General features: G+C 66.0%; 15 protein-coding genes. 6 read left to right on the plus strand and 9 right to left on the minus strand.

All coding sequences use genetic code 11. The annotated features are described in order from the left end of the window. The first annotated feature begins 2 nt into the window (after positions 1-2). The gene (dmeF, locus tag L2A60_RS00625) at positions 3-1,220 is read left to right on the plus strand and encodes a CDF family Co(II)/Ni(II) efflux transporter DmeF (protein WP_235702426.1); all 1,218 of its coding nucleotides are present in this window, start codon (positions 3-5) and stop codon (positions 1,218-1,220) included. Here the strand turns inward: dmeF and L2A60_RS00630 are convergent, their stop codons facing one another. Further along, positions 1,221-2,093, minus strand: a complete 873-nt coding sequence (locus tag L2A60_RS00630; RefSeq protein ID WP_235702427.1) for a Kdo hydroxylase family protein — start codon at positions 2,091-2,093, stop codon at positions 1,221-1,223. 229 nt (positions 2,094-2,322) lie between these two features. Here L2A60_RS00630 and paaD point away from each other — a divergent pair, with 229 nt between their 5' ends. Beyond that, positions 2,323-2,802, plus strand: coding sequence for a 1,2-phenylacetyl-CoA epoxidase subunit PaaD (gene paaD, locus L2A60_RS00635; RefSeq protein WP_235702428.1), 480 nt, complete (start codon positions 2,323-2,325; stop codon positions 2,800-2,802). Between the two features lie 447 nt (positions 2,803-3,249). On the opposite strand, the gene L2A60_RS00640 is transcribed toward paaD, so the two are convergent. Together L2A60_RS00640 and L2A60_RS00645 are read right to left on the minus strand one after the other, a co-directional pair. Beyond that, entirely contained in the window at positions 3,250-3,450 is a 201-nt protein-coding gene (locus tag L2A60_RS00640; RefSeq protein WP_235702429.1) for a hypothetical protein, read from the minus strand. Positions 3,451-3,542: 92 nt separating this feature from the next. Continuing rightward, on the minus strand, positions 3,543-5,195 hold the full coding sequence (locus L2A60_RS00645) for an acyl-CoA synthetase (protein ID WP_235702430.1): 1,653 nt from the start codon (positions 5,193-5,195) through the stop codon (positions 3,543-3,545). Positions 5,196-5,386: 191 nt separating this feature from the next. Here L2A60_RS00645 and L2A60_RS00650 point away from each other — a divergent pair, with 191 nt between their 5' ends. From L2A60_RS00650 to L2A60_RS00665, 4 genes are all read left to right on the plus strand, one after another. Continuing rightward, positions 5,387-6,013 (plus strand): hypothetical protein, encoded by a 627-nt coding sequence (locus tag L2A60_RS00650; protein WP_235702431.1) that lies wholly within the window; start codon positions 5,387-5,389, stop codon positions 6,011-6,013. A gap of 101 nt (positions 6,014-6,114) precedes the next feature. Then, entirely contained in the window at positions 6,115-7,614 is a 1,500-nt protein-coding gene (gene guaB / locus L2A60_RS00655) for an IMP dehydrogenase (RefSeq protein WP_235702432.1), read from the plus strand. A 9-nt stretch (positions 7,615-7,623) separates the two neighbouring features. After that, positions 7,624-8,904 carry an RsmB/NOP family class I SAM-dependent RNA methyltransferase gene (locus L2A60_RS00660; protein WP_235702433.1) on the plus strand — a complete coding sequence of 427 codons (1,281 nt, stop codon included), beginning with the start codon at positions 7,624-7,626 and terminating at the stop codon, positions 8,902-8,904. Between the two features lie 10 nt (positions 8,905-8,914). Next, positions 8,915-9,448 carry a GNAT family N-acetyltransferase gene (locus tag L2A60_RS00665; protein WP_235702434.1) on the plus strand — a complete coding sequence of 178 codons (534 nt, stop codon included), beginning with the start codon at positions 8,915-8,917 and terminating at the stop codon, positions 9,446-9,448. 38 nt (positions 9,449-9,486) lie between these two features. Here L2A60_RS00665 and L2A60_RS00670 read toward each other — a convergent pair whose 3' ends face one another. Genes L2A60_RS00670 through L2A60_RS00695 form a run of 6 tightly spaced genes read right to left on the minus strand, consistent with a single transcriptional unit; the run spans position 9,487 to position 14,715 of the window. Continuing rightward, positions 9,487-9,861: a GFA family protein gene (locus tag L2A60_RS00670; protein ID WP_235702435.1), complete on the minus strand. Its 375-nt coding sequence runs from the start codon at positions 9,859-9,861 to the stop codon at positions 9,487-9,489. Between the two features lie 31 nt (positions 9,862-9,892). Next, a complete protein-coding gene (locus L2A60_RS00675; RefSeq protein ID WP_235702436.1) occupies positions 9,893-10,831 on the minus strand; it encodes a tyrosine recombinase XerC in 939 nt (312 codons plus the stop codon). A gap of 1 nt (position 10,832) precedes the next feature. Further along, a complete protein-coding gene (locus tag L2A60_RS00680; RefSeq protein WP_235702437.1) occupies positions 10,833-11,237 on the minus strand; it encodes an ExbD/TolR family protein in 405 nt (134 codons plus the stop codon). 3 nt (positions 11,238-11,240) lie between these two features. Continuing rightward, positions 11,241-11,918, minus strand: coding sequence for a MotA/TolQ/ExbB proton channel family protein (locus tag L2A60_RS00685; RefSeq protein WP_235702438.1), 678 nt, complete (start codon positions 11,916-11,918; stop codon positions 11,241-11,243). Further along, positions 11,915-13,831: a dipeptide ABC transporter ATP-binding protein gene (locus L2A60_RS00690; protein ID WP_235702439.1), complete on the minus strand. Its 1,917-nt coding sequence runs from the start codon at positions 13,829-13,831 to the stop codon at positions 11,915-11,917. The genes L2A60_RS00685 and L2A60_RS00690 overlap by 4 nt, the downstream gene beginning before the upstream one ends. Then, positions 13,828-14,715, minus strand: a complete 888-nt coding sequence (locus tag L2A60_RS00695) for an ABC transporter permease (protein ID WP_235702440.1) — start codon at positions 14,713-14,715, stop codon at positions 13,828-13,830. The genes L2A60_RS00690 and L2A60_RS00695 overlap by 4 nt, the downstream gene beginning before the upstream one ends. Positions 14,716-14,726 lie beyond the last annotated feature (11 nt).

Consider the following 14,726-nt stretch of genomic DNA (forward strand, 5'->3'; position numbering starts at 1 on the left):
CGATGACGAACGGGCACCGGCATATCTTCCTGGGCGAGAGCAATGCGCGCAACGAGCGCCGCACCTGGTTCGTCGTGGCGCTGACCACGGCGATGATGCTGGTCGAAATCGTCGGCGGAACTCTCTTCCATTCGATCGCCCTGGTCGCCGACGGCATCCATATGAGCACCCATGCCGGCGTCATGCTGCTCGCGGCCCTCGCCTACCGCTATGCGCGCCGCCATGCCGAGGATTCGCGATTTGCGCTGGGCACCGGCAAATTCGGCGATCTCGCCGCCTTCGCCAGCGCCATCGTGCTCGCGATGTTCGCGCTCCTGATCGGCTACGCGGCGATCAGCCGGTTTTTCGCGCCGGAACATATCGACTATGCCGCCGCCATCCCGATCGCGGTTATCGGCCTCGCGGTGAACGCGGCGAGCGCGCTGCTGCTCGCTGGCGATCACGACCATGGCCATGATCATCATCACGGTCACGACCATGGGCACGACCATCATCACGACGACGCGCATCCGGTGCAGAGCCGGTTCGGCCTGTTCGCGCTTGAGGTGTTCGAAGACGGCGTACCGCCGCGCTTCCGCCTGACCGGCCCGGCCGAGGGCCTCGCCGCGACCATCGAAACCGTCAGGCCGGATGGCACGCGCCAGAGCTTCGCCATGGTCGCGCGCAGCGGTTTTCTGGAGTCGCGCGACGAGATCCCCGAACCGCACCAGTTCCAGGCGGTCGTGCGGCTGGATCGGGGCGGAACGTCGGAAACCCACGACATCGCGTTCGCGGAGCACGCGCATGACGATGCGCTGCATCGCGACAACAACATGCGCGCCGCCTATGTCCATGTGCTTGCCGATTCGGCGGTCTCCGGGCTGGTGATCGCCGGGTTGCTGATGGCGAAATTCCTTGGCTGGGTCTGGATGGACCCGATCATGGGGCTCGTCGGTGCCGGCGTCGTCGCCAACTGGTCCTATGGGCTGATCCGCGCCGCCGGCGCCATCCTGCTCGACATGACGCCGAGCCCGGATATTCCGGCGCGGATTCGCTCGGCATTGGAGCGGGACGGCAACCGGATCACCGATCTGCATGTCTGGCGCCTCGGGCCGGGCCATCTCGGGGCGATCATCGCGCTCCAGTCGCCCGCGCCCGCGCCGCCGGAGCGCTACAAGGCGCAGCTCGCCGCGATTCGCGAACTCTCGCACGTCACCGTCGAGGTAGAGGAAGTCGTATAGTCAGACCATAGCCGCGCCGCACATGCGCTTCAGCACGGCGAGCGGCGCGGTCTCCGGCCGCGCCAGCGCGCCCGGTTCGACATAAAAACTCTGTTCGAGCGCATTGCGCCCGGCGGTCGCCGCGTGCGCCACCTGATCGGTGAACACCGCCCAGGCGCAGCCGGGCGGAAAATCGACCTCCTGTACCGGCGCATCGCGCTGCCAGCCGAGATCGCGCTTGGCGGCGTCGTGCAGGAACAGCATCACCTCGTCGTAGCGGCTGCGCCGCGCCCTGGTTACGCCGAGCCGGTGCAGCAGCCAGGATTTTCCCGGCACCGCGCGCGGCAAGGACGGCAGGAACCGCGCCGCATAGGTTTCGAAATCCGGCCCGATCCGCCAATGGCGCGGCGTGCCGTCGAGGTCGATATTGGCGAAGACGCGCAGGATGCGCCGGCCTTGCATCGGGCGGCTCGGAAACGCATCGACATGCAGGCGCTTGTCGTCCTGCCGCCAGGAGGAGTGCCGGCCGGAAATCTCGACCGGGCGGAAGCTGGTCCGCGCCCGTTCGAGCCCGGCGGCATAATGCGGCAACAATCCTTCGACCAGGGACCGCGCCGATTTGCCGAACCGGTCGAGCATCGCGGTCAGCGTTGCCAGTTCGGTGCCGGAGATGGTGCTGCCCTTGCACTGGCCGGTCGCGGGATCGAGGCTGATATTCTTGGCCGAACCATCCGAGCCGGCGGAGCGGACCAGCGCCGTCTCCGTGTCGTCGAGCGGAAAGCCGAGCGACGGGAACAGCAGAACCGCCCCCGCCTCGAGCCGCTCGGCGGCACGCCGGCGGAAATTGTCGTCATAGGGACCGGCCCAGGAAACGATGTCCAAGGTTTCGATCATAGCAGGCGAATTCTAGACGATTTCCGGCAAAGATGAAATCACATTTTATCGAGATGAGCGGTGTCGCTGTGACAAAAAGTTAATTATAATAACTGTCCTTTGTTTCACGTGAAACAAAGGAACCAGACCGGACCTATTTGCCCAAATCCGCCCGGATACATCGCTTGCACCGTCCGGTCGTTCTCTCCATGAATATCCGACATCCGTTCCCGTCCTGCCGGAGCCCGCCATGAGCGACGAAACCGACCTGGTTGCAACCGACATCGTCCGCCGCGCGCGTGCGGTGGTCGAATGCATTGCCGACCCCGAGCTGCCGATGCTCAGCGTCGTCGATCTCGGCATTTTGCGCGACATTCTCCCTTATCAGGGCGGCGTCGAGGTACTGATGCTGCCGACCTATCCGGGCTGCCCCGCGCTCGACATGATCGCGCTGGAAATCAGCAGGGCCCTGACGGCGGCGGGAATTTTCCCGGTCAAGGTGACGATGGTGACCAGCCCGGTCTGGAGCACCGAATTGATGTCGGCAGACGCGTTGCGCAAGCTGCGCGACGCCGGCATCGCCCCGCCGGAACGCAACAAGCCGGTGGTCTGCCCGAAATGCCTGGCCGACGCGGTCGAGGAAATCAGTCCGTTCGGCGCGACCGCCTGCCGCGCGGTGTGGCACTGCACCGAATGCGGCGAAAGCTTCGACCGTTTCAAGTGCCATTAGCTTCAAATGCCGCTATGCGTAGGAACTTCAGAGCCACCACACTAATAACCAATCTCATGAATCTCGACTCATGAGATTTGGTATGCGCGCGGGTTGGCGGGCGGCGCGCGCGAACATAAAGAGCGAATACCATGGGTCGCGATCAGCGAGACATGGTATAAGAACGATATAGCTTTAAGCGGAATCGCGCAGCGACCCGCAGAGCTGTGAAATTGCCCGCTCTAACGTGCCGTGCCGGGATTTCAGGATCGTTCTGAAATCCGGGACGGCACGAGACCGGTAATTCCAGAACCGGGATTCAGGGCGATCCGACGGGAGCCGATAGCGCGGATTCACCAGGAGCAAAGGCTGAATTGGCTTGGCATGGGGTTTGCTTATCTGTCTGCATCATCAGGCAGCAGGCGCGGAGCTTCGCGCCATAGGAGCAAACATGACCCCGTATGCGGCTCAGATCCGGTTCTTCTCGATCGCGCCGGATCGCATCGAGAATTCATCAATGAGGCTGGGATGGCAGCGGCCCCTGTCATTGCGCACAAAGGCGCCTTCGAGCCGGAACGAACGGCGCGGCATCGCGATGCCCGGCCTGACGGCGGTGCTTCCGTGTCTCTGCTCCTGCCTGTTGATTCTGTGGTTCGCGTTGTATTTCATTCCGGCGGCGCAGAGTTTCGCGCGGAACCTTGATGCCGGCAGTCATGGTCGTTGGATGAACGTCCAGTCAGGACACTGAAAAGCCGGTGCTTTCAATCATGGGCCGAAGACGATCGCGCCGCCTCGCGGAGCAGGAATTTCTGGATCTTGCCGGTCGAGGTTTTCGGCAGCTCGCCGAAAATCACCCGTTTCGGCGCCTTGAACCGCGCCATACTGGCCCGGCAATGCGCGATGATGTCTTCGGCGCTCGCCGCCATGCCCGGCTTCAGCAGCACGAAGGCGCAGGGAACCTCGCCCCAATGCGCGTCCGGGGCGGCGACCACGGCGGCTTCCAGCACCGCCGGATGGCGGTACAGCACAGTTTCCACCTCGATGGTCGAGATGTTCTCGCCGCCGGAAATGATGATGTCCTTGGCGCGATCCTTCAGCTCGATATAGCCATCAGGATGCGTCACGCCGAGATCGCCGGTGGCGAACCAGCCGCCCGCGAAAGCGGCTTCGGTGGCGTTCGGGTCCTTGAGATAGCCCATCATGGTGATGTTGCCGCGCATGAACACCTCGCCCATGGTGGCGCCGTCGGCGGGGACCGGTGCGTGGGTCATCGACTCCGCGACCATCAGCCCTTCCTGCACCGGGTAGGTTACGCCCTGGCGCGCGCGCAGCGCGGCACGCTCGCTAGGCGGCAGATCGTTCCATTCATCCTTCCAGGCGCAGACCGTGACCGGCCCATAAACCTCGGTGAGGCCATACACATGGGTGACGCGGATGCCGAGCGCTTCCATCCCCTCGATCACCGCGGCGGGCGGCGGCGCGCCGGCGGTCATCATCGCGAGACCGCGGCCCGCGAAGACCGCGCGCACCGGCTCCGGCGCGTTGAGCATCATGTTCATGACGATCGGCGCGCCGCAGAGATGGGTGACGCCGAAGCACCCGATCGCGGCGGCGATCGATGCGGCGTCGATCCGGCGCAGGCAGACATGGGTGCCGGCCAGCGCGGTAACGGTCCAGGGAAAGCACCAGCCGTTGCAGTGGAACATCGGCAGGGTCCAGAGATAGACCGGATGCTGGCCCATGCTCCAGGTGACCGCGTTGCCCAGCGCGTTCAGATAAGCGCCGCGATGGTGATACACCACGCCCTTGGGTTTGCCGGTGGTGCCGGAGGTGTAGTTAAGGCTGATCGCCGACCATTCATCGTCCGGGAAGCGCCAGGCGAATGCCGGATCGCCCGAAGCGAGCAGGGCTTCGTAGTCCATGATGCCGAGACATTCGCCGCCCCCGCCTTGAGCATGGGGCCCTTCGGGATCGGCGATGTCGATGACGATCGGCGCGGCATCGCCGAGTTCGGCCAAAGCGGCTTTGACCACCGGGGCGAATTCGGTGTCGGTAAGCAGAAGCTTCGCCTCGCCGTGGCGCAGGACATAGGCGATGGTCGGGGCGTCGAGCCGAACGTTCAGGGCGTTGAGCACCGCGCCGGCCATGGCGACGCCGAAATGCGCCTCGACGGTTTCGGGAATGTTCGGCGCCATCAGCGCGACGGTGTCGTTCGCGCCGATGCCCTGGGCGACCAGCGCCGAGGCGAGAGCACGGCAGCGGCGATAGGTTTCCGCCCAGTTCTGGCGCCGCGCGCCATGGACGATGGCGGTGCGCTCGGGCCAGATCGCCGCACTGCGCGCGAGGAACGACAGCGGTGAGAGCGGCTGGTAATTCGCCGCGGTCTTGCCGAGTCCGGTGCGATAATCGGTCATGGACGGTTCCTGTCGTTCGTTGCGCGGAAGTTAACAGCATGTAGGCCGCCTCGCCAATCGCGGCGGGGTGATCGCCGTGCGCGGTGTTGTGAATGCAAGCCGCGCGTGGCGTTCTGGACTTTGCAGGCGGACGCGCCAAAATCGTCCGACGATCGGCGTTGCCGAGATCACGGGATCATAGGAGATGCGTCATGGCCAGGAAAAGACGTTGGTTGATCGCGGCGGCCGCGGTGGCGCTCCCCGCTGCGGCACTGGCGGCCCACCGGGGGACCGGCACGAATAATAGACCGGGGACCGGGGCTTTCTATCGGCCTGTTGCCGCCGCGCAGCGGGTGCAAGGTGCGGTTCGCCCGGTCGGAATGATGGTTCCGGCATTTCAGCCGGTGATAATGGAACTGCCGCCGCTGGTGCCGATGGCGCTGATCCGTCAAGTTGTTCTGATACAGGATCAGATGCAGGCGAGTATGGCCGCATTGCAGCAATTTGCGATGCAACCGATGATGACGGCTTCACCTCCGCCGGGCGGTGCCGGCTTTGCCCAGGTGACGATGGTATCGGTGAGTGGTCTGCGTGGTGCGTGCGGCGAGAGCATGACCGTCGTGCCGGGGCCAAACGGTCAGCCGGTAGCTTCGGTCCGGCGGTTCGGCAATGGCTGCGCGCCGGTTCCGGCGGCGATGCCCGCGCCGGTGGCGCCGATGTCTGCCCCCGCTCAAGCCGTACCGCATCTGCCACCTGGCGCGCTGCCGCCGCCATCCAAGCTGATCTACGCGGATTACAAGCTTCCGCAGAAGACTTCCGTACCCGCGCGGCAGGGCTGAGCACGAGGCGGCGGGGCAGAAATGCGCCGCCGGCCTTGCCGCCATGGTCGCCGATGGCTAGTAGGGATCGCCAAGGTTTCGCAACTCCCCGAAGGTGAGCCATGGCTTCCCCACAGACTGACGCCGGACCGCGCGGCATCGACCGGATCACCGAGGCATTCGCCTTCGACGACGTGCTTCTGGTGCCCGATTATTCGCAGGTCCTGCCCGGCGCGGTCGATACCGAAACGCGGCTGACCCGCACGATCCGGCTGAACATCCCGCTGATCTCGGCGGCGATGGACACGGTGACCGAAGCGCCGATGGCGATCGCCATGGCGCAGCAGGGCGGCATCGGCGTGATCCACAAGAATTTCACCCCCGAGGATCAGGCCGCCCAGGTGCGGCAGGTGAAGAAATTCGAGAGCGGCATGGTGGTCAACCCGCTGACCATCCATCCCGACCAGACCCTGGCCGATGCCCAGGCGCTGATGACGCAATACCGGATCTCCGGCGTTCCGGTGGTGGAACGCGAAACCAATCGCCTGGTCGGCATTCTGACCCATCGCGACGTGCGGTTCGCGACCGATCCGGCCGCGCGGGTTTACGAGCTGATGACGCGGGAGAATCTGGTGACCGCGCCCGCCGATGTCGCGCCGGAAGTGGCGCGGCACCTGCTGCACAAGCACCGGATCGAGAAGCTGCTGGTGGTCGACGACGCCTATCGCTGTGTGGGCTTGATCACCGTGAAGGACATGGATAAGGCCGAGGCGCATCCGCTCGCCAACAAGGACGAGCTGGGGCGGCTGCGCGTCGCCGCGGCGACCGGGGTGGGCGAGGATGGCGCGGTGCGCGCCGAGGCGCTGATCGGCGCCGGAGTAGACGTGATCGTGGTCGATACCGCGCACGGCCATTCCGAGGGCGTGCTGCGCGCGGTCTCGCGGATCAAGGCGCGGTCGAACGCGGTGCAGATCATCGCCGGCAATGTCGCGACGCCCGAAGGGGCGGCGGCGCTGATCGAGGCGGGAGCGGATGCGGTGAAAATCGGCATCGGGCCGGGCAGCATCTGCACCACGCGGGTGGTCGCCGGGGTGGGGATGCCGCAATTCACCGCCGTGCTGGAAACCGCCGCCGCATGCCGCGAGGCTGGCGTGCCGGCGATCGCCGATGGCGGGGTGCGCACCTCGGGCGACATGGTCAAGGCGCTCGCCGCCGGGGCGGATTGCGTGATGGTGGGCTCATTGCTCGCCGGCACCGACGAAGCGCCGGGCGAGGTGTTTCTGTATCAGGGGCGCTCGTATAAATCCTATCGCGGCATGGGCAGCCTGGGGGCGATGGCGCGCGGTTCGGCGGATCGGTATTTCCAGCAGGAGATCAAGGATACGCTGAAACTGGTGCCCGAGGGAATCGAAGGCCGCGTCGGCTACAAGGGGCCGATGGCGGCGGTGGTGCATCAACTGGTCGGCGGGCTGCGCGCAGGCATGGGCTATACCGGCTGCGCCAATATCGCCGAATTGCAGACCAAGGCGCGGTTCCGGCGCGTCACCGGGGCTGGGCTGCGGGAAAGCCATGTCCATGATGTCGCGATCACCCGCGAAGCGCCGAATTACCGGCAGGACTGAGACCCTATCATGACACCGGCCGGACGGCTTCAGGCGGCGATCGAGCTGCTCGGCGCGATCGAGGCGGATCGCCGGCCCGCGGACGCCGTCGCCAACGAATTCCTGCGCACCCGCCGCTTCATCGGCGGCGGCGACCGGCGCGACATCGGCGAGACGGTGTGGTCGGTGCTGCGCGCGCGGCGCCGGCTGGGCTGGTGGCTCGAACGGATCGGCGCCGAGCCGACACCGCGCCTGATGGTGCTGGCGCTGATGGTGCTGGGCGGGGTGACGGTGCATCGCGCGGCCTCCGAATTCGGCGCTTCGCGCTTCGCCCCGCCGGCGCTGGACGAGGCTGAGCGCCGGGCGCTGGAGAAGCTCGACACGCACACGCTCGATCATCCGGACATGCCGGACGGGGTGCGGCTCGAAATGCCGGATTTCGTCGTGCCGCTGCTGCGCGCGCGGTTCGGCGAGAAATTGGCGGCGGAATGCGCGGCGCTGATGGTACCGGCGCCGCTCGATCTGCGGGTCAATCTGCTCAAGGCGACGCGCGAGGCGGCGATCGGCGCGCTGGCGAAGGTAAAACTCAAGGCGGAGCCGACGAAACTGAGCCCATGGGGCCTGCGGCTGGCGGCGCGGCAGAATGTGACGGTTGCGGCGCCGTTCCGCGATGGCTTCGTGGAAATCCAGGACGAGGGCAGCCAGCTGGTCGCCTTGCTCGCGGATGCGCAGCCGGGGATGCGCGTCGCCGATTACTGCGCGGGCGCGGGCGGGAAAACTCTGGCGCTGGCGATGACCATGCAAAACAAGGGGCACATCATCGCCTGCGATGTCTCGGCCCCGCGCCTCGACGGCGCGATCAAGCGGCTGCGCCGTGCCGGCGTGCATAATGCCGAGCGGCATCTGCTCGCGCCGGGCGATAAATGGGCCAAGCGGCAGGAGCGGAAATTCGATGTCGTCCTGGTCGATGCGCCCTGCACCGGAACCGGAACCTGGCGGCGCAATCCCGATGCGCGGCTGCGGCTGACCGAAACCGATCTCGCGGAACTGACGGCAAAGCAGGCGGCGATCCTCGACGAGGCGCAGCGTCTGGTCAAACCGGGCGGCGCGCTCATCTATGCGACATGCTCGATGCTCGCCCCGGAAAACGAGGATCAGGTCGCGGCGTTTCTGCGCCGCCATCCGGGGTTTCGCGTGACCAAGCTGGGCGACGCGTTTCCGGCCCATCTTCGGGGCGATTATCTGCGCCTGTCGCCCGCGCGCGACGGCACCGATGGTTTCTTCGCGTGCCGGCTGGAGCGCGCGGCATGACGGCGCCGCGATGATTACCATACGGCGCGCGCGGCCTTCGGATGCGCCGGGGATCGGCGATGTCCATGTCGCGAGCTGGCGCAGCACCTATGCCGGGGTGTTGCCGGAGCCGGTGCTGACCGGGCTCTTGGCGCCGCGCCAGGCCGGGTATTACGACCGGGTGATCCGCAGTGGTGGCGGGGTGCATGTCGCGGTCGCGTCGGGGGCGGATGCGGCGCCCGAGAGCGGCACCAGGGTCGTCGGGTTCGTGACCGCGCGGCGGCGGCGCGGCGCGCTCGCCGAGGGCGAGATCGAGACGCTCTACGTGCTCGACGATTTCCGCGAGCGCGGGCTGGGGCGGCAATTGCTGCGCGCGGCGGCGGCGCATCTCGCGGCGCATGGCTGCAATTCGGTGTTCCTGTGGGTGCTGGCCGATAATCCGGCGCGCTGGTTCTACGAGCGGATGGGCGGCAGGCACGTGGCGGACGGCACGGTCGGGGTGGGCGGGATACCGGTGGCGCAGGCGGCGTATCGCTGGGAGCCGATCGATCCGCTGGTCGGGTAGGGCTTTTCGCCCTGAATATCGGCCTGAAAACCGGATATTTATTCTCGCATGAACCGTTGCGCGGCAGCCTCCCAGTTTTCCCCGTCAAACGGGTGGATCTTCAGCCGCGACAGGTCGATGTCATCGACACAGCGCAGATTCACGGCCCACATGGTCGGAACGATTCTTGGGTGGCTGAAAGGGCTGACACCGCAGGCTTTGCAGAAGTAGTGCTTGGCGGTCATTGTGCCGAATTGGTAGAAGCCGAGATCGGCTTCGCCGGACAGCATGCGGAAGTGCGCATCGTCTGTGCCGTGCCAGATGGCGCCTTTCTTGCGGCAGATCGAGCAGTTGCACTCAATGGCCGCGTCAACGTTACCGTCGAAGTCGAAGGTAATGCGTCCACAGTGGCACGCGCCTTTATGTCTTTGCATGCGATAGGTCCTTATTGCGCTCTTCCGTCGATCAGCGCGCTCCGGCTCTTGGATGCGCGGATTGCCAGACCGCGAGCAACTGCGCGGTATCGACATCGGTATAGCGCTGGGTGGTGGACAGGCTGGCATGGCCGAGCAATTCCTGGATCGAGCGCAGATCGGCACCGCCGGCGAGCAGATGGGTCGCGAAGGAATGGCGCAGCGCGTGCGGCGTTGCGTGTTCCGGCAATCCGTTGGCCCGGCGGAAGTCGCGCAGCCGTTTCTGCACCACGCCGGCATTGAGCCGCGCACCGCGCGCGCCGATAAAAAGCGGGGAGTCGGGCGCGGCCGGATGATGGCGCAGCCAGTCGGTGAGGGCGGTGCGGATGATCGGCAGGAGCGGAATAACCCGTTGCTTGCCGCCCTTGCCGCACACGATCAGCGCAGCACCCTCGGGCGGCAGATCGGCGATATCGAGGGACAGGGCCTCGTTGATGCGCAGGCCGGCACCGTAGAGCAGCGCCATCAGGGCCGAATCGCGCGCGGCAATGGCGAGAGTCGCCGCGTCATCGCCGATCGCATCGACAACCGCGCGCGCATCCGGCGCGGTCAGCGCGCGGGGCAGCGGGCGACGGGCGCGCGGGGTGACGATCAGGCCGGGGGCTTCGTTGGCGATGCCATGACGGAGCCTGAGAAACCGGTAGAAGCTGCGTATCGCGGAGAGTTTTTTCGCCCGCGTCGCGTTGCCCGCATTGGCGGCGATGGCGGCGAGATAGGCGCGCAGATCGGCCAGGGCGAGGCCGGCGAGATCGGCGCCGGTGGGCTCATGCCCGAGATGGTTGGTCAGGAAACCGAGAAATTCGGCGAGATCGCCGCCATAGGTCTCGGTGGTTTTGGCGGCGGCGCGGCGTTCCCCCGCTAACCAGGACAGGAACGCCGCGCGCAACGCAACTCCGCTCAGCCGTGACGCAGGGCCACCGGCCCCGCCCATCTCAGTGCTTGGTCGCGAGGCCGATATCGGTGATGCCCGATTTGCGGATCGCATTCATCACCTGCATCAGCCGCTGGTATTTGATCGACTTGTCGCCGGCGATGATGACATCGACCTTCTTGTTGGCGTCCTTGAGGCCGGTCAGATAGGTCTGCAGCCCCGCACGGGTGATCGACTGGTTTTTCACGTGCAGCCCGCCGGTGGGGTCGATCATGATGACGATCTGGGTCGGTTTCAGCTCGTTCGCCGTCGAGGCGCCGGGCAGTTGCAGCTTCACCCCGGAATCCGGGATCATTTTCAGCACGATCATCACGAAGAACACCAGAAGGAACATCATGATGTCGATCATCGGCACGATTTCGAGCCGGGGTCGCTCGCGTTCGAGCATACTATGCCTGCGGCGCATGGATCAGACTCCCGCGTATTCGGAGGCGCGGCTTTCGGCCAGGGTCTCGTTGCTTGCCGGCGAACCGTCCGACAGGCCCTTGGTATGGAAGCGGTTGACCAGGACGACCTTGATGAGTTCGAGCTGCTGGATGATCCGGCGGCTGAGCGCATTGAAGTAGTTCACGAAATAGACCGCGATGATGGCGATCAGCAGGCCGGCTCCGGTGGAGACCAGCGCATCCGCGATGCCGCCGGTGACCTTGGACGGGCCGCCATGCTGCGACAGCACGTTGAACGCCTGGATCATGCCGATGATGGTGCCGAACAGGCCGAGCAGCGGCGCGATGGTGACCGAGGTGTCGAGAATCCAGAGGCCGCGATTGATCCGCGGCATGCTGTCCATGATTTCTTCCTCGAGATGATTATCCAGTTCGTCGGCGGTATCGGCGCGCGAGGCCAGCGCGGTGACGATCAGGTGGCCTTGCAGCGTCTTGCTGTTCGCTTCGGCGAGGTCGCGCAGCCCTTCGACATTGCGATAGCCGAGCTGGCGCAGTTTCGCATGGATGCGGGTGCCGGCGCTGATCGTCCGCTTGAGCAGCCAGAGGCGCTCGAAAGCGACGACCAGGGTGATCAGCAGAAGGATGGGCATGACGGCCAGAAGGCCGCCGGTGAGAAGAACAAGTCGAATGATTTCATTCATGGGTTATACTCCTTGGTCTGAGCGGTCTCGTGCTGAGCGGTTCGGGTTGCGTAGACGGGCATTTCATCCGCTCCGCCGCGTCCGCCCTGAGCGGCGCGAGGGCGGAAATGCGGCGAGGCGGCGATCAGTTCTTTCGTATAGTCGTTGCGCGGATGCGCGAGCACGTCGCCCGCCGGTCCGAACTCGACCAGTCTTCCGCCGTTCAACACGGCGACCTTGTCGGCCATATAGCTGACTGCGGCAATGTCATGACTGATAAGCATATAGCTTAAACCATCTTGACAAGCCAAATCTTTCAAAAGGTTCAATAAAAGTGCTTGGGTTGAAACATCGAGACTCGATGTGGGCTCATCGAGAACGATTATGCCAGGATTCGTGGCAAGAGCCCGCGCGATCGCGATGCGCTGCGCCTGGCCGCCCGAGAGCGAGCCCGGAAACATCGGCAGCATCCGCTCCGAAAGCCCGACCCGGTCGAGCAGTGCGGCGGCCTGGGTCCAGCGCTTGCGTTGGCCCGAGATTCCCGAGAGTTTCAGCGGTTCGGCGACGATATCGCCGATGCGCATCCGCGGGTTGAGGGATTCGCGCGGGTCCTGGAACACGACCTGGATGCGCCGCCTGGCGAGACGGCGCCGGCGGTGTTTCATCGCGCCGAAGCTTTCGCCCTCGAACACGACGCCGCCGTGATAGGGAATCATCTGCAGGACGGCGCGGCCCAGGGTCGATTTGCCGGAGCCGCTCTGGCCGACAATGCCGAGGCATTCGCCGTGCTTCAGGGTGAACGAGATATCTTCGAGCGCGCGCAGCCGGTCCTTGCGGCCGACGATGCCGCGCAGGAAGCTGGTCGCGGTTCGTTCGTAATCGACGGCGAGGCGATCGACTTTCAGCGCGGTGCCGTCCACCGTCCGCGCACGCGGCGGCGGCGACTCGGTCACCGCGTCGAGCGTGTCGGCCTGGGTGATCTCGCGGCCGCGCCGGCAGGCGAAGACCGTGCCGCCGGTGGTGTCGGGCGCCGGATAGGCGGTCTCGCACGCGGCTTCGCGGAAGGCGCAGCGCGGCGCGAAGCGGCAGCCCGGCGGGCGGGTTTCGGGATCGGGCAGATTGCCCTGGATGCTGGTCAGGCGGGTCTGGCCGAGCCGGGGGATCGCGCCGAGCAGCGCCTGGCTATAGGGGTGGCGCGGCTGGTCGAAGAAGTCGCGGGCGCGGCCCCATTCCACCGAGCGCCCGGCATAGAGCACATGAACCTGATCGGCGTGTTCCTCGACGATCGAGAGATCGTGGGTGATGAACAGCACGCCCATGCGGTGTTCGCGGCGTAAGCGGGTGAGCAGCGCCAGAATCTGGCGCGCGACGAGAAGATCGAGCCCGGTGGTGGGTTCGTCGGCGATCAGCAGCTTGGGCGAGCAGGCCAGCGCCATCGCGATCATCACCCGCTGGCGCATCCCGCCGGAGAACTGATGGGGATAGTCGTCGAGCCGGTCGGCGGGGTTCGGGATGCCGACCTCACCCAGCAGATCGAGCGCGCGGGCGCGGGCGGCGCGGTCGCTCTCGCCGGTATGCAGGCGATAGACCTCGGCGATCTGATTGCCGACCCGCGTGGTGGGGTTGAGCGCGGAAAGCGGGTTCTGGAACACCATGCCGATATCGCGGCCGCGCACCCGGCGCATTTCGGCATCGTTCAGGCGCGTAAGGTCGGTATCGCCGAGCTGGACGCGGCCGGCGATTTTGGCGCCGCGCGGCAGCAGGCGGATGATGCCGAGCGAGGCGACCGTCTTGCCCGAACCGGATTCACCGACCAGCGCGGTCATTTCCCCGGCGGCGACGGTGAGATTGACATCGTCGAGGATCGGCACCGGCTTGCCGCGTCCGCGCTTGAGCGCGACCGACAGATTGTCGAGGGTGAGAACCGCGCTCATCGTGCCGCACCGAACCGCGCGAGCAGCCCCTGGCCGAGCAGGTTGGCGGCCATGATCGCCAGAAAGATCATCGCGCCGGACGGCAGGATCATCCACCACGGGTTGAGCGCGATCAGGTTCAGCCCGGTCTGCAGCAGGCCGCCCCAACTCGTGTGCGGCGGCTGCACGCCCAGGCCGAGAAAGCTCAGCGCCGAGAGAGCGAGCACCGAATCGCCGATCAGGAAGGTGGCGTTGACCACCAGGATCGGCGCCATCACCCGCAGGATATGAACGCGCGCGACATACCAGGTGCCGCCGCCGAACTGGCGGGTGGCGAGCACGAAATCCCGCCCGCGCTGAGCGATCGCCTCGTTGCGCACGAGCCGTGCGAGGCCGGGCCAGGACGTGACCCCGAGCAGGACGACCAGCGAAAAATCATTGAGCGGCACCAGGGCGGCGAAGAAGATCAGCACGACGAGGGTGGGCAGAGCGAGAATCGCATCGAGCAGGCGCATCAGCACCTTGTCGAACCAGGACGGGCCGAGTGCGGCGGCGAGACCGTAGACGATGCCGAGCATGAAGGTGAGAATCGCCGCCGGAATGCTGACGATCAGCGTCGCGTAGCCGCCGGAGATCAGCCGTGCGAGTTCGTTGCGGCCGATCTGGTCGGTGCCGAACGGGAAGGCGGCCGAGGGTGGCTGCAGGGCGTGATGGCCATGCACCGCATAAGGGCTCGCGTGATAGAGCAGCCCGCCGACCAGGCTGAAGCCGAGCACGAAAACCGACAGGGCGATGCCGGCGATCAGCGTGCCGCGGTCGCCGATCCAGATCGAGGCGCGTTCGATCGCCGAGCGGCGCAGCATTCCGCCGGGGGCGGCGAGCGATTGCGACAGGGAATTACTCATGATGCGCGTCC

The sequence above is a fragment of the Acidiphilium iwatense genome (genome assembly GCF_021556475.1).
Lineage (GTDB): Bacteria > Pseudomonadota > Alphaproteobacteria > Acetobacterales > Acetobacteraceae > Acidiphilium > Acidiphilium iwatense.